15 protein-coding genes are annotated in these 20,790 nt (G+C 56.7%); 7 read left to right on the forward strand and 8 right to left on the reverse strand.

Annotation, left to right across the window (positions count from 1 at the left end; translation table 11 throughout):
- Positions 1–23: 23 nt before the first annotated feature.
- Positions 24–407: a glyoxalase/bleomycin resistance/extradiol dioxygenase family protein gene (locus EAE_RS17910; protein ID WP_015366921.1), complete on the reverse strand. Its 384-nt coding sequence runs from the start codon at positions 405–407 to the stop codon at positions 24–26.
- A 92-nt stretch (positions 408–499) separates the two neighbouring features.
- Here EAE_RS17910 and EAE_RS17915 point away from each other — a divergent pair, with 92 nt between their 5' ends.
- The 3 genes from EAE_RS17915 (at position 500) to EAE_RS17925 (ending at position 5,277) form a co-directional block, all read left to right on the forward strand.
- Entirely contained in the window at positions 500–1,270 is a 771-nt protein-coding gene (locus EAE_RS17915; protein WP_015705204.1) for a DeoR/GlpR family DNA-binding transcription regulator, read from the forward strand.
- Between the two features lie 289 nt (positions 1,271–1,559).
- On the forward strand, positions 1,560–4,775 hold the full coding sequence (locus tag EAE_RS17920; protein ID WP_015705205.1) for a molybdopterin cofactor-binding domain-containing protein: 3,216 nt from the start codon (positions 1,560–1,562) through the stop codon (positions 4,773–4,775).
- Between the two features lie 43 nt (positions 4,776–4,818).
- Positions 4,819–5,277, forward strand: a complete 459-nt coding sequence (locus EAE_RS17925) for a (2Fe-2S)-binding protein (RefSeq protein ID WP_015366918.1) — start codon at positions 4,819–4,821, stop codon at positions 5,275–5,277.
- A gap of 182 nt (positions 5,278–5,459) precedes the next feature.
- Here EAE_RS17925 and EAE_RS25275 read toward each other — a convergent pair whose 3' ends face one another.
- From EAE_RS25275 to EAE_RS17940, 4 genes are all read right to left on the reverse strand, one after another.
- Positions 5,460–5,777, reverse strand: coding sequence for a hypothetical protein (locus tag EAE_RS25275; RefSeq protein WP_015705206.1), 318 nt, complete (start codon positions 5,775–5,777; stop codon positions 5,460–5,462).
- 401 nt (positions 5,778–6,178) lie between these two features.
- Positions 6,179–8,326, reverse strand: a complete 2,148-nt coding sequence (gene fdhF / locus EAE_RS17935) for a formate dehydrogenase subunit alpha (RefSeq protein WP_150377918.1) — start codon at positions 8,324–8,326, stop codon at positions 6,179–6,181.
- An 11-nt stretch (positions 8,327–8,337) separates the two neighbouring features.
- Complete coding sequence (locus tag EAE_RS25420) at positions 8,338–8,466, reverse strand: hypothetical protein (RefSeq protein ID WP_015366915.1); 129 nt, start codon at positions 8,464–8,466, stop codon at positions 8,338–8,340.
- Positions 8,467–8,469: 3 nt separating this feature from the next.
- On the reverse strand, positions 8,470–9,939 hold the full coding sequence (locus EAE_RS17940; protein ID WP_015366914.1) for a nucleobase:cation symporter-2 family protein: 1,470 nt from the start codon (positions 9,937–9,939) through the stop codon (positions 8,470–8,472).
- 532 nt (positions 9,940–10,471) lie between these two features.
- Between EAE_RS17940 and ygfT the strand changes: the two genes are divergently transcribed.
- Together ygfT and EAE_RS17950 are read left to right on the forward strand one after the other, a co-directional pair.
- Positions 10,472–12,409 (forward strand): formate-dependent uric acid utilization protein YgfT, encoded by a 1,938-nt coding sequence (gene ygfT / locus EAE_RS17945; protein WP_015705207.1) that lies wholly within the window; start codon positions 10,472–10,474, stop codon positions 12,407–12,409.
- Entirely contained in the window at positions 12,409–12,885 is a 477-nt protein-coding gene (locus EAE_RS17950; RefSeq protein WP_015366911.1) for a 4Fe-4S dicluster domain-containing protein, read from the forward strand. Before ygfT ends, EAE_RS17950 begins: the two co-directional genes overlap by 1 nt.
- A gap of 133 nt (positions 12,886–13,018) precedes the next feature.
- Here the strand turns inward: EAE_RS17950 and ssnA are convergent, their stop codons facing one another.
- From ssnA to EAE_RS17965, 3 genes are all read right to left on the reverse strand, one after another.
- Positions 13,019–14,353 (reverse strand): putative aminohydrolase SsnA, encoded by a 1,335-nt coding sequence (gene ssnA / locus EAE_RS17955; RefSeq protein WP_015705208.1) that lies wholly within the window; start codon positions 14,351–14,353, stop codon positions 13,019–13,021.
- Entirely contained in the window at positions 14,350–17,454 is a 3,105-nt protein-coding gene (gene ygfK / locus EAE_RS17960) for a putative selenate reductase subunit YgfK (RefSeq protein ID WP_015705209.1), read from the reverse strand. Before ygfK ends, ssnA begins: the two co-directional genes overlap by 4 nt.
- Before the next feature lie 269 nt (positions 17,455–17,723).
- Entirely contained in the window at positions 17,724–18,293 is a 570-nt protein-coding gene (locus EAE_RS17965; RefSeq protein ID WP_015705210.1) for an NTP transferase domain-containing protein, read from the reverse strand.
- 34 nt (positions 18,294–18,327) lie between these two features.
- Between EAE_RS17965 and yqeC the strand changes: the two genes are divergently transcribed.
- Together yqeC and yqeB are read left to right on the forward strand one after the other, a co-directional pair.
- The gene (gene yqeC / locus EAE_RS17970) at positions 18,328–19,086 is read left to right on the forward strand and encodes a selenium cofactor biosynthesis protein YqeC (protein WP_015705211.1); all 759 of its coding nucleotides are present in this window, start codon (positions 18,328–18,330) and stop codon (positions 19,084–19,086) included.
- Between the two features lie 42 nt (positions 19,087–19,128).
- The gene (yqeB, locus tag EAE_RS17975; protein WP_015366906.1) at positions 19,129–20,754 is read left to right on the forward strand and encodes a selenium-dependent molybdenum cofactor biosynthesis protein YqeB; all 1,626 of its coding nucleotides are present in this window, start codon (positions 19,129–19,131) and stop codon (positions 20,752–20,754) included.
- Positions 20,755–20,790 lie beyond the last annotated feature (36 nt).

The following is a 20,790-nucleotide window of genomic DNA, read 5'->3' on the forward strand; positions in this document are numbered from 1 at the left end:
CTCCTTCATGTGGATTTGCCTTACTATGCGACGATTTCCACCAGGTTTCCATCAGGGTCTTTGATAACCGCCTCATAATAGCCATCGCCGGTGGTGCGTGGGGCAGAGACTAAAATTCCCGCCATTTCAGCGCGTTTGGCTAACGCATTCACCTGTTCCGTGCCGCCGACGGCGATCGCCAGATGCACCCACCCCGTATGGTTGTTATCGTGGGTCGAGTCATGTAAACCGGGTTTGGTCATTAACTCAATGGCCACGTCAGAGCCAATTTTTACAAAGTAGGATTCAAAACCAGGATTGGTTTTACTACGGTATTTTTCGTTGATTTCACCGGCAAAAAACTCCACCCAAAAGCGTGCTTGCTGCTCAAGATGGCGGGTCCAGAGGGCGATATGGGCAACTTTCATGGTTTACCTCGTAAAGGGTCGGGTTGACAGCATGCGCATAAGTGAACGATTATGCTCTTTTCTGCTCGTTATGTTTATTTTAAGGAGTTGTTGTGCTCGATTATGCAGCTTTCCCTCAGCAACGACAAGCGCTGATTTGTCAGATCCTGCAGGAGGACGGTAGGGTCGTCTGCGCCGATCTGGCCCAGCGCTTACAGGTCTCTGAACACACTATTCGCCGCGATCTTCATGAGTTGAGCAAAGACGGATATTGTAAGAAAGTCTACGGCGGCGCGGTGATGACCCTGCCGGAATCCATGGAGTACAACGAACGTAAAGAGAAAAACAGGGCAACAAAGAGCAGAATCGCACAGAAATGCGCACAGCTAGTGAAACCGGGCGGCTGTATTTTTATTGATACCGGCACCACCAATCTGGCCATGGCGGAAGCGCTACCGGGCGAACTGGCCTTAACCGTGGTTACCAATTCTCCGGAAATCGCGGCGGTTCTGCTTAAAAAACCGCTTTACGAGGTTGTGATGCTCGGAGGTTTGGTGCAACGCGCGGCAGGCGGTTGTGTCGGCGCATCGGCGGTGGCCCAGGTGCAGGGGATCCTCTTCGATCAGGGATTTATTGGCGGCTGCGCAATGGCTCCGGAGTCAGGTCTAACCGGCTTTGATCACGCCGATTGTGAATTTAAGAAAGCGGTTATCAAACAGTGCAGTGAAATTATCGTTGGCTTAACCTCAGATAAAATCCCCGCCGTCGCGCGTTTTGTGGTAGCTGAAAGCAGCGCCATTGACGTGCTGGTGGTGGAGGAAAACATCAGCCGTAAATACCGGGATGCTTTCCGTGAACACGAGATCCGTATCTATACCGTTTAACACACGGGCAAATTATTAATTTGAGAAAACCGGGCTATCACTTTGATAAAAACGACGGCGAAATGTTACTGGCCTGCGGACCGCGGCCTTAGCTGCGCTATTTTCTCTGCACTTTAGCCGCATTTTGCGCGACGACTCACAAAAACGAAGCTTAAACGGCACCTCATTGATTTCTGGCACAAATCTTGGATTTGTTATCGGTGATGTGGCTTTTCCCATGGGTTATGGATAGCGCGACGTTTAGCAAACCCGGGATTGCCCGCAACGGATAATCATTGAGGGGACTGTTATGTGTGCTTCACCTTCAGCGCCGCTACGGCGCGTGGATGGACTGGCGAAAGTCAAAGGAACGGCCGTTTATGGCGACGATATTACCTTACCGGGCATGCTGTATGGCGTTTGCCGCTTTGCGGATATACCCGCCGGGAAAATCGAGGCGATAGATCTTAGCGAGGCGCTGAATGTTGCAGGCGTAGTAAAAATCGCCACCTGGCAGGATATCCCCGGTACACCGGTCGTGGGGATCATCGTCAAAGATTATCTGCCTATCGTCAAAGACGAGGTGGTCTTTCACGGCGATGTCGTCGCCGTGGTGGCGGCAACCAGTTATGAAGCCGCCTGCGAAGCGGCGGATAAAATTCATGTGCGCTATACGCCTTATAAGCCGCTAACGGACGTAGAAGCCGCGCTGGCGGCGGACGCCCGGCGAATTCACCCGGAGCGCAGCGATAATATCGCCGCCCATCACCACACCGTTAAAGGCGACATCGCCAAAGGCTTTGCCGAAGCCAGTCACGTGATTGAACGTGAATATGAAGTGGGCTTCCAGGAACACGCTTACATTGAACCGGAAGTCGTACTGACCTGGCTTGACCCCACCGATGGTAGCCTGATTATCTCCGGCTCCATTCAGAACCCGCACCGCGTACGCAGCTTCGTGGCTAAGTTTATGGGCTGTCCGCAAAGCCAGATTAACGTCAAACGCGCGGTGATGGGCGGCTCGTTCGGCGGCAAAGATGACATCATCGATCACCTGGCCTGCCGTTCCGCATTGATGACGCGCCTGACCGGTCGTCCGGTGAAATTTACCTACACCCGCGAGCAGTCCATTATCGAAAGCTGTAAGCGCCACCCTTATAAAATGAAGTATCGCGCCGGGGTGGACGACAACGGACGCATTCTGGCGATCAAAATCGATATTCTTGCCGACAGCGGCGGCTATGCGGCGTCCTCCCCGTTCGTCACCTGGCGTTCTTCGGTGCAGGCCGCTGGGCCGTACAATATTGATAACGTCCATATCGACGTTAAAGCCGTCTATACCAACAACAGCTATACCTCGGCGATGCGTGGTTTCGGTTCACCACAGGTGGTTTACGCCAACGAATCATTTATGGATGAAATTGCCGACGTGCTCAATCTCTCGCCGGTGGCGGTGCGTGAAGTGAACGCGCTGCGTCAGGGCGATACCTCGGTCACCGGGCAGCGGTTTGATAAACACACCGTCTCGGCGACTGAAGTCCTGAGTAAGGCGGTGAATGCCTCGGAATTTGCGGCAAAACGCCAACACTATCGTGAATTGAATCAAAAAGGCGGCGTTTATCGCTATGGCATTGGCCTGGCGCTGAGCTACCGTGGTTGTTCCATCGGCGCGGAAGGGGTTGATACCTCGACGGCGCTCATTCAGGTGAATGAGGACGGCAGCGTCAATCTGGCGACATCGGTTTCTGAAAACGGTCAGGGTCTGCAAACCGCGATGTCGCTAATCGCCGCGGAAGCCTTTGGTATTCCTCTATCTGAACTGCATTTTATGGAACCGCCGACCTCGGTTATCGGCGACGGCGGATCGACGGCGGCAACTCGTGGGACTATGGTCGGCGGTGGGGCGATTCTTGACGCCGCGGACAAGATAAAACGCCGCATTCTCAGCGTCGTCGGCGACAGCATCGGCACCCGCGAGTTGGCTGAAACCTTGTGGCAGGATGGCTTTATCATCAACGTCCAGGACAGTGAACGGCGTATTGATTTCAAAACCGCGGTTAATAAAACCAAATGGGCCAGCGTCAGCCTGACCGAATACGGCTGGTTTGTGCCGCCGCCCATTCACTGGGATGAAGAAAAAGGCTGCGGCAGCCCGTACTTTACCTGGGTTTACGGCTGCCAGGTGGCTGAGGTAAGAGTGAACACCAGCACCGGTAAAACCGATTTGCTGCATGTTACCGCCGCCCATGACGTGGGCCGGGTACTCAACCCGGTGGGGTTTGAAGGTCAGGTTTACGGTGGCGTGGCGCAGGGTTTTGGCTACGCGCTGCTGGAAGACTTCAACATTGAAAATGGCCAGGTCAAATCGGAAAACTTCGACAGCTACCTGCTGCCGACGATGAAAGATATTCCGCCGATGACGATTATCGGCGTAGAAAACCCGGATATCGCCGGGCCTCTGGGGGCGAAGGGGATCGGCGAACCAGCCACTGAACTGGCGGCGGCGGCTATCAACAACGCGGTGAGTTTTGCCCTCGAGACGCGGTTTAATAAATTACCGTTGACCCTCGAACAGGTGATCCTCGGCTACAACCTGAAAAAGCCGGTTCGCCAAAGCGAAATGATGCTGGAGGCGGAAAACAAGAAGCAGGTGCTGCGCCTCACTGACGTGGAAGTGATTCGCGCGAAAAGCCTGCAGGAGGCGTTAACTCTGCTGGCGCAAGAGGGCGTGACGGCTATCGCCGGCGGTACCGATGTAATTGTGCAGGGGCGTCTGCAAACCCGCGCGATGCGGCTGGTTGATATTTCCCGTCTGCCGGAGTTGACGCAGGTGAGCGAAGATCCGGTCAGCCATGAGGTCATCATTGGCGGAGCGATGACCTTTAACCGTATTACCGATCATCCGCTGTTGCGCGAACGTTACCCGCTGCTGGTGCAGGCCTGTCATACCGTCGGTTCGCACCAGATCCGTAATCGCGCCACCATCGGCGGCAATATCGTCAACGCCGCGCCCTGCGGCGATTCCATTCCACCTGCCATCCTCTATGACGCGCGCATCGAGCTGCGCTCGCTAAATGGCGTACGCACCCTCGGTCTGGGCGAGTTTTTGCTGTCCGGCTACAAGACCCAGCGCCAGCCGGATGAACTTTTGACCAAAGTGATACTGCCGCCGCCGGCGCGCCCGCGGGCTAAAGGTTTCTATCACCAGTTAGGGCGGCGCAACGCGCTCAACATCACCCGTCAGAGCCTGAGCGCGCTGCTCGATTTTGCTGATGATGGCACGGTGAGCTACTGCCGTCTGGTGGACGGCGCGCTGTTCAGTAAGCCGCAGCGGTTACTGGATATTGAACGCTGCCTGCTAGGGAAACCGTTAAATAGCGACACGATTAACAGCGCCTGCGAGGTGCTGGACAAGCTTATCTATGCGGCCATCGGTAAGCGCTGGTCGGCGGCATATAAGCAGCCGGTGTTCGTCAATATGTTCCGCGACATGATGGCCGAGGCGCAACGGGCCTCAGGGATTTAATGATTCAATCAGGGCGCCAGAGCGCCCTGTACAGGATAGAGCTATGAGCACAATTAAAGTGAAGGTAAACGGCAAGCTGGTGGAAGCAAAAGTAGAAGGCAATATGCGCCTATTGGATCTGGTGCGGGATACATTGCATCTTACCGCCACCAAAGAGGGATGTTCGATTGGCGAATGCGGCGCCTGCACGGTGCTGATGGACGGTAACGCCGTTTGTTCTTGTCTGGTACTGGCCGAACAGTGTGATGAAGCGGAGATCGAGACGCTCGAAGGGTTAAACGATAATCCGATTACGCAAAAATTACAGGATGCATTTATTGAGAAGGGCGGCGTGCAGTGCGGGTTCTGTACGCCGGGAGTACTGGTCAGCGCCACCGAATTATTAACCAAAGAGCCGCATCCGGACGAAGCGCAAATAAAGGATGTATTAGAAGGCAATATGTGCCGCTGTACCGGCTATCAGCCGATTATTGATTCCATTCAACACGCGATTAAATCGTGATCTTGTAACGGGGCTGCTGTTTTGTTAGTAGCCCCGGTAAGCGCCACCGGGGGAGGATTCCCGGATAGCGGCGCATAGCGCCTTATCCGGGCTACGGTTCGGTATTCGGTTGGTAGCCCCGGTAAGCGCAAGCGCCACCGGGGGAGGGTTCCCGGATAGCGGCGCATAGCGCCTTATCCGGGCTACGGTTCGGTATTCGGTTGGTAGCCCCGGTAAGCGCAAGCGCCACCGGGGGAGGGTTCCCGGATAGCGGCGCACAGCGCCTTATCCGGGCTACGGTTCGGTAGTCGGTTGGTAGCCCCGGTAAGCGTAAGCGCCACCGGGGAGGGTTCCCGGATAGCGGCGCATGGCGCCTTATCCGGGCTACGGTTCGGTATTCGGTTGGTAGCCCCGGTAAGCGTAAGCGCCACCGGGGAGGGTTCCCGGATAGCGGCGCATAGCGCCTTATCCGGGCTACGGTTCGGTATTCGGTCGGTAGCCCCGGTAAGCGTAAGCGCCACCGGGGGAGGGTTCCCGGATAGCGGCGCACAGCGCCTTATCCGGGCTACGGTTCGGTATTCGGTTGGTAGCCCCGGTAAGCGTAAGCGCCACCGGGGAGGGGCCGGATAGCGGCGCATAGCGCCTTATCCGGGCTACGGTTCGGTATTCGGTTGGTAGCCCCGGTAAGCGTAAGCGCCACCGGGGGAGGATTCCCGGATAGCGGCGCATAGCGCCTTATCCGGGCTACGGTTTGGTATTCGGTTGGTAGCTCCGGTAAGCGTAAGCGCCACCGGGGGAGGGTTCCCGGGATAGCGGCGCACAGCGCCTTATCCGGGCTACGGTTCGGTATTCGGTTGGGTAGCCCCGGTAAGCGTAAGCGCCACCGGGGGAGGGGCCGGATATCGGGTAAGGCCGCCGAACCTTAACCCATCGCGCTTTCGCGCAGGCGGGCTTTCAGCTTGTTGTACTCCTCGATCACGTACTGCTCCGCCGCGCGCTGATCGGCAATCCGTTCAACGTTAACCGCGCAGTACTTGTACTCCGGCGTTTTGGTTATCGGGCTCAGGTTCTCTGACACCAGCTCGTTACAGGCGCCGATCCACCACTGGTAGGTCATGTACACCGCGCCTTTATTCGGTCGATCGCTGACCTGCGCGCGGGTGATGATGCGACCCTTACGCGAATTGACCCACACCAGCGCTTCATCCTCGATACCTAACCGTTCGGCGTCGGCGGTGTTGATTTGCGCATAGCCGGGTTCATCGGCAAGCCTGGTTAAGGCCGCGCAGTTGCCGGTCATCGAACGGCAGGAGTAGTGGCCGACTTCGCGCACCGTTGAGAGCACCATCGGGTACTGTTCAGAAAGTTTATCTCCCGGCGCGACCCAGTCGCAGGTGAAGAACTGGGCTTTACCGCTCGGTGTAGAGAATGTCTCTTTAAACAGATACGACGTCCCCTGGTCGGCGTCGGACTCATCGCGGCATGGCCACATGACATAGCCGAGCTCGCCCATTTTTTCATAGGTGGCGCCGTAGAAGTCCGGGCACAGATGCCGCAACTCATCCCAGATCTCCTGGGTGTTGTTGTAGTGCATCGGATAGCCCATCCGGGTGGCGATTTCGCTGATAATCTGCCAGTCGGTTTTCAGATCCCACTTCGGCTCCACCGCTTTAAAGAAGCGCTGGAAGCCGCGGTCCGCTGCGGTATACACGCCTTCGTGCTCGCCCCACGAGGTGGACGGCAGGATGACGTCGGCCGCGGCGGCGGTTTTGGTCATGAAAATATCCTGGACGATAACCAGTTCCAGCTGTTCAAACGCCTTGCGCACCGCGGAAAGCTCGGCATCGGTCTGCAGCGGATCCTCGCCCATAATGTACGCCGCGCGGACTTCGCCGTGTTCGGCGCGGTGCGGCAGCTCGCTGATGCGATAACCGGTATGTTCCGGCAGGCTGTCGACGCCCCAGGCTCTGGCGAACTTCTCGCGGTTTTCCGGGAACTTAACGTACTGGTAGCCCGGATAGGTATCCGGCAGCGCGCCCATATCGCAGGCGCCCTGGACGTTGTTCTGCCCGCGAACCGGGTTGACGCCGACGCTCGGCTTGCCGAGGTTGCCGGTAAGGATCGCGAGGCTGGTCAGCGAGCGCACGGTCTCCACGCCCTGGTAGAACTGGGTGACGCCCATGCCCCACAGGATGGCGGCGGATTTGGCGCTGGCGTACATCCGGGCGCAGGCGCGGATCTCCTGAGCGCTGACGCCGGTTATCTCTTCCACCGACTCCGGCGTGTAGCCTTCAACGATTTTGCGATACTCCTCGAAGCCTTCGGAACGGCTGGCGACGAAGGATTTATCGTACAGATCCTCTGCAATAATGACGTGGCCAATGGCGTTGAGCAGCGCGATATTCGAGCCGTTCTTCAGCGCGATGTGCATGTCGGCGATGCGCGCGGTTTCAATCTTGCGCGGGTCGCAGACGATGATTTTCGCCCCGTTGCGTTTGGCGTTAATGACGTGATTCGCCACGATAGGGTGGGAATCCGCCGGGTTGTAACCGAAGATAAACACCAGATCGGTGTTATCAATCTCCGTGATGGCGTTACTCATGGCGCCGTTACCGACCGACTGGTGCAGACCTGCAACCGAAGGGCCGTGTCAGACGCGAGCGCAGCAGTCGACGTTATTGGTGCCAATAACGGCGCGCGCGAATTTTTGCATCACGTAGTTGGTTTCATTACCGGTCCCGCGGGAGGAGCCGGTGGTCTGGATCGCGTCCGGGCCATATTTTTCTTTAATGGCGCCAAGGCGGGTGGCGACGTAATCGAGCGCCTCATCCCAGGAGACGGCTTCCAGTTTGCCGCCACGCTGGCGACGGATCATGGGGGTTTTGAGACGCGGGGTCAGGATCTGGGTATCGTTAATGAAGTCCCAGCCATAATAGCCTTTCAGACACAGGGTGCCCTGATTGTTTTTCCCCATGGCCGCTTCGGCGCCGACGACCATGCCGTCGTCCACCACCAGCCGCAGCTTACAGCCAGCGGCGCAGTAGGGACAGACGGTGGTGACTTTTTCCATCGTGTGACTCCTTAAAAATAGTACGGCAACAGATAGATAAAACGGCTGTTAATTCCGAGGGTAATGGCGTCCTGGATGGCGGGAACCGCCATCAGGGCCATCATCAACAGTGCAAAAAGCAGACGTTGCGACATAGACATCAATCACTCCTGGCCGTCAGCGGCGGTTTGACCTTTCTGTACCTTGCGCAGCAGCAGCCACATGCGTACCGTACGCACGGCCATGTTGCGAGCAGCCGCGCTCGGCGGCGCCGGGTCCGGTTCCGGGACATCGTGAGAAATACGGAACGGCACGCTGCCGTTCAGCGTCAGGTTGGCGACAATCGCCGTCAGGGTGCCGATAGTGATGCCGCTGTGCAGAAACAGCTGCATCATCGGCGGGAACTGGGTAAACAGATTCGGCACCAGCACCGGCATCATGCCGAGACCAAGGGTGAGCGCGACCACCATCCCGTTGTTATTGTTGCGATAGTTGACCTGACCGAGAGTACGAATACCGGAAACGGCAACCATGCCGAACATAACGATACCGGCGCCGCCGAGGATCGGTTTCGGAATCAGTACCACCAGCGCCGCCATTTTGGCGAAAATGCCCATCAGCATCAGAATGACGCCCGAGACCGACACCACGAAACGGCTGCGTACGCCGGTCAGGCCAATCAGGCCGACGTTTTGCGCAAAGGCCGCGTAGGGAAACAGGTTGAAGAAGCCGCAGATCGTCGTCGCCAGTCCGCAGGTATTCAGGCCGTTACGCAGCATGCTGGCTGTGACCTGTTTACCAACGATATCGCCGGTCGCCATGATGGACGACATGGTTTCGACCATCACCACCACCATGACCATCGACAGCAGGGCGACGGGCACGATATGAAACTCAGGCCGGGCGAACTGCATCACCTGTGGCAGATGTAGCCACGGCGTAGCGTTGACGAGGTTAAAATCCAGCGGCTTGAAGAAGCTCCATAAAATAGTGCCGATCACCAGCCCGATCAGCACCGAGGTGTTTTTAACCACGCCGGTGGCGAAGGTATAAAGGTTAAGAATAATGACCAGCGTGATGGCCGCCATCAGCAGCGAGAAGAGATCGCCGAAACCGGCCATCTCGCTGCTGCCGCCGCCAATCCATCCTCCCGCGACCGGCATAATAGAGAGGCCGATCAGCGTTACAATGCCGCCCATCACCACCTTTGGAAAGAAGCGAATCAGGCGGCTAATCCACGGCGCGCAGCAGAGGATAAAAATGCCGGAGACGATAACCGAGCCGGAGATCGCCCCGATACCGTACTCTTTACCAATAAGCACCATCGGGATCAGCGCGGCGAAAGTACAGCCCTGGATCAGCGGTAGGCGGCAGCCCAACCACTGCTTGATGCCCATCGATTGCACGATGGTCGCGGCGCCGCAAATAAACAAATCGGCGCTGATTAATAAAATAATATGCTCCGCAGGCAAACCGACCGCGTTGCCCACCACCAGCGGTACCGCCACCGCCCCGGCGTACATCACCAGCACGTGCTGCAATCCATAGAGAATCATTTGCGTAATTGGCAGGACCTCATCGACCGGCGCGACAGTCGCCGTATTGCGTGAGGCCGGAATGGCAAAATCTTTCATGAAGTAGTTGTCTCCTTTACGACTTCCGCCCGTGCCGAACTGAAAGGGCAGAAGTTACGATTCGAAGGCCATTGCCTCCCTCTGCTGATGATGTTCACCAGCGTATAACGCGCACGGAGTTGCTTATGCGTTAGGAGGGTTATGCGTAAGCTGTGCCAAAAATGAGCGATGCGGCAGTGGAGTAATATATTTGTGAAATCAATCACGGGTTGGCTTGTCTATTTCTTGCTGGCCCGTTTAACGTTGCGAGCGGGCATCAGAAATAAAAATGGCGAATATCAGTTTGAGATATATATCGTCTCATTTTGGTAGGCAAAATAAGCGCTAAGAAGATAAAAATGATAAAAAGTCAGGGCGGAATTGAGATGCCATCCCGGTGATTTGATGAGGTTTTATTTATTCGAGAGCCACAGGAGAGTAATAATTTGAGCTGACTCGCAAAAATGAATGGCTACATAAGTTGAGCGCCAAATATCGCCCGAATATTGCAATCCATCCCTAAGACTATTCCAGAAGAATAAAAGGGAAGCAAATGAATCGATTTATTGTGGCCGATGTTGCGAACTGTATTGGATGTCATGCCTGCGAAGTGGCCTGCGTCACGTCGCATCATCAGGATGCCTGGCCGGCACAGCGCAGCGCGTTTGTTCCGCGCATCCATGTTGTCTTCCACCGGAATACCAGTACTGCGACCACTTGCCACCATTGCAACGACGCGCCTTGCGTCACCTCCTGCCCGACCCAGGCGCTGTATGTCGCCAACGACAGCATCCAGTTTACCCAGTCCGAGTGTATCGGTTGCAAAAACTGCGTCGTCGCTTGCCCATTTGGCGCAATCGAGATGGTCGCCAGCGGGGAAGATGGCCCGCAGCTGGCGCAAAAATGCGATCTTTGTCGCGATCGCCCCTCAGCAGAGCAGGCCTGCGTGGCCAGTTGCCCGACTCAGGCGCTGCGCGTAATGGACGAGAGCGCCCTGAAGCGGTTGCAGCGGGAAAGACAAATCCGCTCTGCCCAGGGGCAGCCGCTGGCCGAGCGTCGTGGCGCAAGGCGCGAAGCGATCCTGGATAAAGCGCCGCGGGTGGGGGCGAAGAAGCTTGCCGCGGAAGAGCGAAAAGCGCATTTTGCCGAGATCTACCAGCGCCTTAGCGAATGTGATGCCGAATATGAAAGCGAGCGTTGCCTGTACTGTGCGCAAAAAGCCTGGTGCAACTGGACCTGCCCGTTACACAACCATATTCCTGATTTCATCCGACTGGTGCGTGAGGGCAAGATTATTGAGGCCGCAGAACTCTGCCATCAAAGTAGTTCGCTGCCGGAAATCTGCGGCCGGGTCTGCCCACAGGACAGGCTATGCGAGGGTGCCTGTACGCTGAAAAACGAAGGCGGCGCGGTGGCGGTTGGCAATCTGGAACGCTATATCACCGATACCGCGCTGGCGATGGGCTGGCGGCCAACCACAGGCGAGGTTGCCCCGCGTCAGGAACGCGTGGCTATTATCGGCGCCGGCCCGGCGGGACTGGGCTGCGCGGATATTCTCGCGCGCGCCGGGGTACAGGTTGATGTTTTTGATAAACATCCTGAAATTGGCGGGCTGCTGACTTTCGGCATTCCGTCTTTCAAGCTGGAAAAAACGGTAATGGCGCTGCGGCGCGAGATCTTCAGCGATATGGGGATTCGTTTCCATCTCAATCAGGAAGTGGGGCGCGACGTGGACTTTAGCGAACTGCTGGCTAACTACGATGCGGTCTTTTTAGGCGTCGGCACCTATGGGCTGATGGGCGCGGGTCTTGATGGCGAAGACGCGCCGGGTGTTATTCAGGCGCTGCCGTTCCTGATTGCCAATACCCGTGAAGTGATGGGTCTTGAAGAGAGCGCCGAATATCCGTTAACCGACATTAAGGGTAAGCGGGTGGTGGTGCTGGGCGGCGGCGATACGGCGATGGACTGTCTGCGCACCGCGGTGCGTCGCGGAGCCGAGAGCGTAACCTGCGCCTATCGTCGCGATGAGTTAAGCATGCCAGGCTCGAAAAAAGAGGTGGTGAACGCGCGGGAGGAGGGCGTGGCGTTTCAGTTTAACGTTCAGCCGCAATATATCCTGCGTAACCGTAAAGGCCAGGTCAGCGCCGTCGGGATGATCCGTACCGAAATGGGTGAACCAGGGCCGGATGGCCGCCGGCGCCCGCGGCCAATTGCCGGTTCAGAATTCGAACTCCCGGCCGATGTGCTGGTGCTGGCGTTTGGTTTCCAGGCTCACGACATGCCGTGGCTGCGGGGGCATGGCATCAAACTTGACCGCTGGGGGCAGATTGTAACGGGCGGCAAAGGTCGCGGCACCACACAGACCAGCCATGACAAAATCTATGCCGGCGGCGATGCGGTACATGGCGCCGATCTGGTGGTGACGGCTATGGTTGCCGGGCGCCAGGCCGCAAGCGAAATGCTGGCGCGATTTGACCATAAGGAGCGGTGATGACCCATTTTATTCTTGCCAGTTCACAGGCCTGTATCGGCTGTCGTACCTGCGAAGTCGCCTGCGCACTGGAGCATGTGGCGGAAGGGGCGGAGTTTCATCCGCGATTGAAGGTGATGCGACTCGACACGTTGAGCGTGCCGGTGATGTGCCATCAGTGTGAAAACGCGCCATGCGTCGGGGTCTGTCCGACCGGCGCATTGGCGATGGGCGCCGAGCGGGTAGAAGCCGATGCCGGGCGCTGCATTGGCTGCCAGAGCTGCGTCGTCGCCTGTCCATTTGGCGCGATTACTATCGAAACATCGGCGGCGCATCCGCCGGTTATTGTGAAGTGCGATCTCTGCGAGCAGCGAGATGGTGGCCCGGCCTGCGTATCGGTGTGCCCAACGGCGGCAATATCGCTGATGACCGGTGAGGCGCTGGCGGCGCTGCAGAAACAGAGAACGATCGCCAGCGCCAGCTTGTTGAGCTTGTAGGAGAGTCCCGGATGGCGACGCGCTGCGTCTTATCCGGGCTACCCGATCGATGTTTCTGTGCTATTTATAGCCCCGGTAGAAGCCAAAAAATAAACCCGGTACAGCGACCGGGTTTTGTTTTGCCGTGATGGGTTTACGGCAACGCATCCATCCGCTGCCACATCTTCTTCGCCACCTTTCGCGCTTCGGCGAAAATCGTATCGCAATCAATAGCGAACTGCCGATCCTCATAGACCATGACGCCATTTACCATCACGCTATGAACGTGGCTGGCCCCCAGACCGAAGGCGATGTGCCCGGCGAGATTCGCCGCCAGCAGCGGCGTCGGCGGAATATAATCGCTGATGGTTAAATCCGCCTTATAGCCTGCCTCAATACGGCCAAAACGGTCGTTAAAGTTGCGGCTAAGCAGTGTGTTACCGTTGCTTAATGCCCGCGCAAAGCTATCCGGCCACAGTGGCCCGCCGGCATCGCGGTGTTTAAAGAAAGCGAATTTGAGTTCTTCAAACATATCGGCGCCGATGCCGTCGGTGCCCAGCGCCAGGTTGCGAAACGCCGTCAACTGCTGGTTATAACCAACGTGGTTGTTCATGTTAGAGCGGGCGTTATGGACAAGGAAACCATCGTGCGCGTTCAGCAGTTCAATATCAGCTTCCGACAGATACAGCCCGTGCGCTACCAGCGTTTTACTATCGATGAGATCGAACTCCGCCAGGCGTACCAGCAGATCTTTACCGTAGTGATGGTGGCTGTGAGAAACGTCGTAACGGTCTTCCGCCATATGAATATGCAGGCCGCGCCCGGTTGTTTTTAATGCTTCGCGAAGCATTAAAAGCCCCTCATTGGGAACCGTAAACGGCGCATGGGCGCCGATATGCGCTTCTACCAGATACGGCTCGTCGCCGTTTTCCCGCGCCCGATCGATTTCGTGGGCAAAACGGATATTTTCCTCGACGCTTGCCTGAAGTTCCTGCAGGCCGCCGTTACGGTCGGTGGTTTCAAAACAGGTCATGCCACGCAGGCCGACCTTGATGAAGGCGTTACGCAACTGACTTAATGATCCAGCGATATAGTTCGGCGACGCGCTGTGGTCAATGACGGCGGTGCAGCCGCTGCGAATGGCCTCCAGCGAACAGATAAGCCCGCTGTAGTATAAGGATTCCTCATCGAGCGCGCGGTCCAGTCGCCACCACAGGTTTTTCAGCGTCGAGATAAAATCGGGACTCGGCGCGATATTGGCCTGGATCCCGCGCGACAGGCCGGAATAAAAATGGTTATGCGAGCAGACCATTCCCGGCATCACCAGTCGGCCGTGCATTTCCTTAATACGCGCCTGCGGGTAACGCGGGCTAAGGTTAGCACCTGTTTCGAGAATCCTGTCATTTTCAATGACGATATCGACACCTTCTTCCACTTTTGCCGGGTGAAGCTGGGCAAGGGTGGCATTTTTAAGCATTAAGATACTCATACTTCGACGGCTCCCAGCAAATAGTGATGATGTTGATGAACGTGGCTGATGATGCGGCACATGGCATCCAGCTGCGGCGGTACTTCAGCGAACTGACCTCGCTGGTCGATATCCAGCAGCCAGGTCATGCCGTCCTGACGCACGTGGACGCGCTGTTGCTCCACGAGAAAACCCGGATTACTGCTGTTGTTGAAATCCTGTTCGAGGCTAAAAACGGTGACCTTGTCTTTATAGGGTTTTCCCTGCCATGGGCAGAACTGCGCGCAGTTGCCGCATTCGTTGCAGTACGCGTCGAGGTGCAGCGTCTGAAAGCGGTTGTCGAACCCCGGTACCGCAATGGAGACGTTGGCGCGGTTCGGGCAGACATCAACGCATTTGCTGCAGACGTAATTACATTCGAGGCAGCGCTCCGCCTCCTGCGCGACAAAGGCATCGCGGTCGTCTTTATCAACCTGAGCGATAGCAATGGTCCCTTTGCGGCGGTAGATGTCCGCGGGATCGACGTTATTCCACTGTTTATCGCCGAAGTGGCTGCGGATATTCTCGCGCTTGAGGATTGCATCGCTGGCGCGACGGGCGTTGCCTATCGCCGAGACGATAGAAGAAGGGCCACGCTGTACGTCGCCAATCAGGAATACATTAGCCAGCCGGCTTTCGCCATCAGCGTTGACTTCAGGCCAGCCGCGATCGTTGAGCGGGATCCCCATCGCCGCCAGCGCTTCGCCATCCTGCTGTTCGCTGATAGCGGTAATCAGCGTATCGACCTGCAGCGTCCAGGTTTCATCGGTGGGCATTGGGCGACGTCGACCCTGTTCATCAGGCTCGCCGAGGGCCATGGTGCGGACGGTTAGCGTGCCGTCAGCGGCGAAGTGTTCCGGGTTGCTGAGAAAACGGAACGTAACGCCATCCTGGAGGGCTTCTTCGTACTCCTCGCGCCATGCCGGCATCTCCTGCTGCGAGCGGCGATAAATCACCGTCGCTTTCTCAACGCCGGGGATGCGCAGCGCCGCGCGGGCGCAGTCCATTGCGGTGTTACCTGCGCCGACAATGGCCACATGTTTACCCACGTTCAGGCGATCGCCGCGGTTGAACGCGCGCAGGAAATTGAGCGACTTATGAATATTCGGGTTATCGCCGCCAAGCTTCACGCCGCTGTTTTTGTCGGTGCCGGTGCCGATCAGTACATAGCGATAACCCTCCTGACGGAGTTTTTCGACGGTGAGATGCGGGTCGCAGCCGTAGACTATGTTGACGCCGTGATTAACAACGAACTCAATATCCTGCTGGATAAGTTCAGCGGGAATGCGGAAATGCGGAATGATATTTTTTACCACTCCGCCTGCGTTGGCTTCGCGCTCAAAGAGCGTGACCGGATGGCCGGCGCGGGCGAGGAAGTAGCCCGCCGCCAGCCCCGCCGGGCCTGCGCCAATCACCGCCACCGGGTTTCGGCTGCCGGAACCCGCCGGTTTATGCCAGCGGCGTTGGTATTCCGGCCAGCCTTTCTCAAGGGCGATTTTTTTCAGCTCGCGGATATTTAACGCACTGTCATAATCAAGACGCGTACAGTTGTACTGGCACTGGTGATCGCAGATGTGACCGGTAATCGCCGGCAGCGCGTTACGTTGATAGATAAGCTCCAGCGCATCGACATAGCGCTGCTCGCCCATCAGGCGAATGTATTCCGGAATATCCTGTTTGATGGCGCAGGCGCTGACGCAAGGGGCGACGTAGCAGTCGGTTAACGGCAGCGGCTCGCCAACGTCGATGCGATCGTCAGGCTTCCAGTGTTTTTGCGTGTACTCCATGCTGACCGCTTTTTCCGCCAGCGCGTTCAGGCGCTTGACGTCGACCTGATTCATCTCCCAGCCATCGGCCTGTTCCAGCTCGCGCATGCACTGGCTAAGACGCAGATAACCACCGGGTTTTAGCAGATCGGTCGCCATGGTAATGGGGCGGATCCCGGTTTCAAAGATATCGCGAATATTGAGCTGGCTGGCGCCGCCGGAGTAGGAGATCGGGAGTTTGCCGTCGAATTCACGCGAGAGCAGCGCCGCAACGTTGATGGAGAGCGGGAACAGCGCGCGGCCGGACATATACATCTCATCGCCGGGCAGTGCGCCTTTATTGTTGACCGTGCCGAGGGTGTTGGTCAGCTTCACGCCGAAGCCAAGTTGTTTACTTTTCGCCAACGCCATCAGGCGCGTCAACATTTCCAGCGCCTGGCCGATTTTAAGATCGTGTTCAAAAGATTCTTCATTCAGACCGATATAGTCAAAGCCGCAGGTGTCGAGAATTTCGCGTACGCGCGGGTAGCCCAACAGTGTCGGATTGAGCTTCACGAAGGTGTTGAGCTGTTTCTCTTCCAGCATATAGCGGCAGATCGCTTCGATTTCATCTGGCGGGCAACCATGCATGGTAGAGAGGGTAACCCCTTGTACCAGTTTTGCAGGAATGCGTTCCGCGAGCGTCGCCAGCCGTGGGCGAATATCATCCAGCGACAAGCGGGTGAGGAAGGCGTCATCATGCAGCCAGCGGTTCAGCGTGTCGCGGTACTGGGTAAATTTTGGCTGCCCGGCGGCGTTCATCATATTATCGATAAACTGCTGCATCGGCGGTTGCTTGATCCCTTCCAGGTTATAACCGACGCTCATATTGAAAATAAAGGACTTACCGTTCTTCGCCGGCGTGAATGGGAAAATCTCTTCCAACAGATGCAGAATAAACCATGCTTTAAGATACTCATCCCACGCTTTTTGCAGCGTAAATTCCGTAGACCATTCGGTGTTAAAGCATTCGTCTTCGGCATCGATGCAGGGTTTTTCCAGCTCAAGCCGGTCGAGAATCTGTACGGTTTTCAACTCGATAAACCGCCCACCGGTGAGCCAGGCGGTGATGATATTCTGCGCCAGTTGGGTATGTGGCCCGGCGGCGGGGCCGATTGGGGTGGCGCAGCTTTCGCCGAAGACGCTTACCCGGCGTTGGTTGGCAGGCGAATAGAACTGCTGCTCAGGAATACCAAAAATGGAATGGTGTTGTTGATACTCATCGAAAATGCGCGTCAATAATTCCTCAAACGGGACGGGACGCATGATATCCCCCATAACCCTCTCCTTTATTTGTGCAATCAAATTTGCCGGTTAGTGGTGCTTATTCCGACGGATAGTTAAGGAGGAGCAACAATCGAACCAGTTATTAAAGACAGGAGGAAGAAATAATTAAAAATGTGAGAGAGGTCTAAAGAACGCCGGGCTATGTGAATGGGCTCACGCTATGGTAATGAGAATTAAAATCACTCTATATTTTTATCCGTCGGGATTTCTCAAAATAAACGGCGAAATATCACAATGATAATTTCCCGACAAAGACATGATTAATACTGGTTTTGCAGGCGAATAAAATCAGCAGGGGTATCGATATCCCAGACCATTTGCGGAAAATCTAACTCCAGGCAGCGATGGCGGCTCTGTAATAACCGTTTGCGCATTGAGTCAGGTCCATCGTAAGTGATAAGTTGGCGCAGCTGTGTGCCGGTAATAAGGATGGGATGACCCGGTACGCCTTGATATTGCGGAAGAAGGGCGCTGTCGCCGCGTTGTTGCCAAAGCCGCTGGAAAAGCGCTGGCGGCAGGCAGGGTAAATCGCCGAGGGTGATAAAACAGAAGTTGTTTCGCACCTGGCTCGCGCCAGCGCAAACAGAAGTAAACAGACCCTGTTGATAGTTGGGATTATAAACCAGGGTTATTTGCGGATGCGCCGAATAGCGTTGATGTAGCTCCTCTGCGCGAAAACCGCTCACCAGAATAATACGCGAGCAGAATTGCAGGGCGTTTTTTATACTTGCATCAAGTATTGTCGTTCCGCGCCAGGGTAACATCATTTTCCACTGTCCCATCCGGGAGGACAATCCGGCGGCGGTAATAATACAATCGACCTGTTTCATACTCCTCCCTGAATAATGGAATCCTGACCAGCGCATGGAAAATATACCGCATCTGCAATCGCTGTTTTGTGATTTAGGCGTAAATGATGGTCCGCTGCTCATTTCCGCCGTCGGCGCGGGAGGCAAAACCAGTACCTTAATGTGGCTGGCGCAGCGTTTTCTGGAGGCTGGCCGGCGGGTTCTGATCACCACGACCACCCATATGTATCTCCCGGCATCACTACCTGTGGTGATTTGCCGCGAACCGCTGGCGTTGCCTGTCGAGGTTTGGCAGCGGCCGCTGCAGGCCTGCTACGCCTCGTGGCTCGCCCCTGCGGGTAAGGTTCGTGGGTTTAGCCCGCAACAGCTTGATGCGCTGGTTGCCGCGGGGCGCGTGGATGTGGTGCTGGTAGAAGCTGACGGGGCTCACGGTTTCGCCTTAAAAGCGCCAGCTGAGCACGAACCTTGCATACCTCAATCCTGTTGCTGCGTTATTGCCGTCATGGGGGCCTGGAGGCTCGGGCAAAACGTTGGGCCAGCGACCGTTCATCGCTGGCCCCTTTTTTCCCGGATCACCGGTGCGGCGCCGGATACGGCGCTGAGTTGGCCAATGCTGCATCGCTTAATTACGCATCCGCAGGGAGCGTTTAAAGGCGTTCCGCCCGCCAGTCGCCGGATCCTGCTGCTGAATCAGCTTTCTCAAAATGAGAATTTACCGGAGCAGGCGCTGTTGCAGCAGTGGGGAGTTAACGCACTGTGGGCGGGAGCAGTACAAGAGCAGCCCGCGATAACGCGACGACGAACAACAGAGTGACGCCCCGGCTTGGGCGCATAGCGGATATCCATTGAGGTTGTTATGAATATTTTCTCTGAAGCGGCAAAACTCGAAGCACAGAATCGCCCGTTTGCGCTGGCGCAGATTGTCGATAGCCGCGGCTCAACACCGCGCCATTCGGCGCAGATGTTAATTCGTGAAGATGGTTCGATAGTCGGCACCATCGGCGGCGGCATGGTTGAGCGCAAAGTGATTGAACAGGCGCTGGAAGCGCTCAGCGAAAAGGCGTCGCGCATGTTTCATGGGCGGATGGCGCGTAGCGGCAGCGATGCGGTCGGCTCCGATTGCGGCGGGGCGATGTCGGTCTATATTAGCGTACATGGCCTGCGCCCGCGTCTGGTGCTGATCGGCGCCGGGCACGTGAACCGCGCGGTGGCGCAAAGCGCGGCGCTGCTGGGTTTTGAGGTGGCGGTGGCCGATATCTATCCAGAGAGCCTGAACCCCGACTATTTTCCGCCGACAACGCAGTTGCTGCATGCTGAAACCTTCAGCGAGGCGGTGGAGAATCTGGCGATCCGCGGCGATGACTTTGTGTTAATCGCCACCAATAACCAGGATCGTGAAGCGCTGGATAAACTGATTGAACGGCCGGTCGCCTGGCTTGGGCTGCTGGCCAGCCGCCGTAAAGTCCAGGTGTTTTTACGCCAGATGCGGGAAAACGGCGTTGCCGCAGAACATATTGCCCGCCTGCATGCGCCGGTTGGCTATAACATTGGCGCCGAAACGCCGCATGAGATAGCGATTAGCATTCTGGCGGAAATCCTGCAGGTAAAAAATCGCGCGCCAGGTGGCTTGCTGATGGCGGCAGCCACGCCTGCGCAGCAGCAGTTGGTCGCTATCCGCGGCGCCGGCGATATCGCCAGCGGCGTGGCTCTGCGTCTGTGGCATGCGGGGTTCAAAGTGGTGATGTTGGAAGTCGCTAAACCGACGGTGATCCGCCGTAGCGTCGCGTTTGCCCAGGCAGTCTTCGACGGTGAAATGACGGTAGAAGGGGTGGTGGCGAAGCGGGTGTCATCCGCTCAGGAGGCCATCCGGGTAATTGAAAATGGCGCGATCCCGGTATTGGTGGATCCGCTATGCGAATCGCTGAATGAACTGCGCCCTGTCTGCGTCGTGGATGCCATACTGGCGAAAGAGAATTTTGGTACGCAGCGAGAGATGGCGCCAGCGGTAATTGCGCTAGGCCCTGGTTTTTGCGCCGGTGTGGATTGCCATGCGGTGATTGAAACCAATCGCGGCCATTGGCTGGGGCAGGTGATTTACGATGGCAAAGCGCAGGAGAACACCGGGGTTCCTGGTAATATTCTTGGCCATACTTCACGACGGGTGATCCGCGCGCCGGGAGCCGGGGTGATGCGCGCGAAGGTGGCGCTGGGTGATATTGTGAACGAAGGCGATATCATCGCCACCGTCGGCGAGGCCGAGATTATTGCGCCATTAAGCGGTATGGTGCGCGGTTTGCTCAGCGATGGGTTAGTGGTCGAGAGCGGCTTTAAAATTGGCGATATCGACCCGCGCGGCGCCAGCGCCGATTTTACCAGCGTCTCCGATAAGGCGCGCGCCATTGGCGGTGGGGTGCTTGAGGCGCTGATGACGCTGATGAATAAAAGAATAAAAGAGAAGAGTGAGTTATTGTCGGTGGCGTAGATAGCAGCACGAAGCCGGTGTTGATGGCCTCAAAAT

This window comes from Klebsiella aerogenes KCTC 2190 (genome assembly GCF_000215745.1).
Taxonomy (GTDB): Bacteria; Pseudomonadota; Gammaproteobacteria; order Enterobacterales; family Enterobacteriaceae; genus Klebsiella; species Klebsiella aerogenes.

What these genes read in the sequence shown, in the direction of transcription:
- EAE_RS17910 (WP_015366921.1), bottom strand. Translation starts at nt 407, where the DNA reads ATGAAAGTTGCCCATATCGCCCTCTGGACCCGCCATCTTGAGCAGCAA.
- EAE_RS17920 (WP_015705205.1), top strand. Translation starts at nt 1,560, where the DNA reads ATGTGTGCTTCACCTTCAGCGCCGCTACGGCGCGTGGATGGACTGGCG.
- EAE_RS17925 (WP_015366918.1), top strand. Translation starts at nt 4,819, where the DNA reads ATGAGCACAATTAAAGTGAAGGTAAACGGCAAGCTGGTGGAAGCAAAA.
- EAE_RS25420 (WP_015366915.1), bottom strand. Translation starts at nt 8,466, where the DNA reads ATGTCTATGTCGCAACGTCTGCTTTTTGCACTGTTGATGATGGCCCTG.
- EAE_RS17940 (WP_015366914.1), bottom strand. Translation starts at nt 9,939, where the DNA reads ATGAAAGATTTTGCCATTCCGGCCTCACGCAATACGGCGACTGTCGCG.
- ygfT (WP_015705207.1), top strand. Translation starts at nt 10,472, where the DNA reads ATGAATCGATTTATTGTGGCCGATGTTGCGAACTGTATTGGATGTCAT.
- EAE_RS17950 (WP_015366911.1), top strand. Translation starts at nt 12,409, where the DNA reads ATGACCCATTTTATTCTTGCCAGTTCACAGGCCTGTATCGGCTGTCGT.
- ssnA (WP_015705208.1), bottom strand. Translation starts at nt 14,353, where the DNA reads ATGAGTATCTTAATGCTTAAAAATGCCACCCTTGCCCAGCTTCACCCG.
- ygfK (WP_015705209.1), bottom strand. Translation starts at nt 17,454, where the DNA reads ATGGGGGATATCATGCGTCCCGTCCCGTTTGAGGAATTATTGACGCGC.
- EAE_RS17965 (WP_015705210.1), bottom strand. Translation starts at nt 18,293, where the DNA reads ATGAAACAGGTCGATTGTATTATTACCGCCGCCGGATTGTCCTCCCGG.
- yqeC (WP_015705211.1), top strand. Translation starts at nt 18,328, where the DNA reads ATGGAAAATATACCGCATCTGCAATCGCTGTTTTGTGATTTAGGCGTA.
- yqeB (WP_015366906.1), top strand. Translation starts at nt 19,129, where the DNA reads ATGAATATTTTCTCTGAAGCGGCAAAACTCGAAGCACAGAATCGCCCG.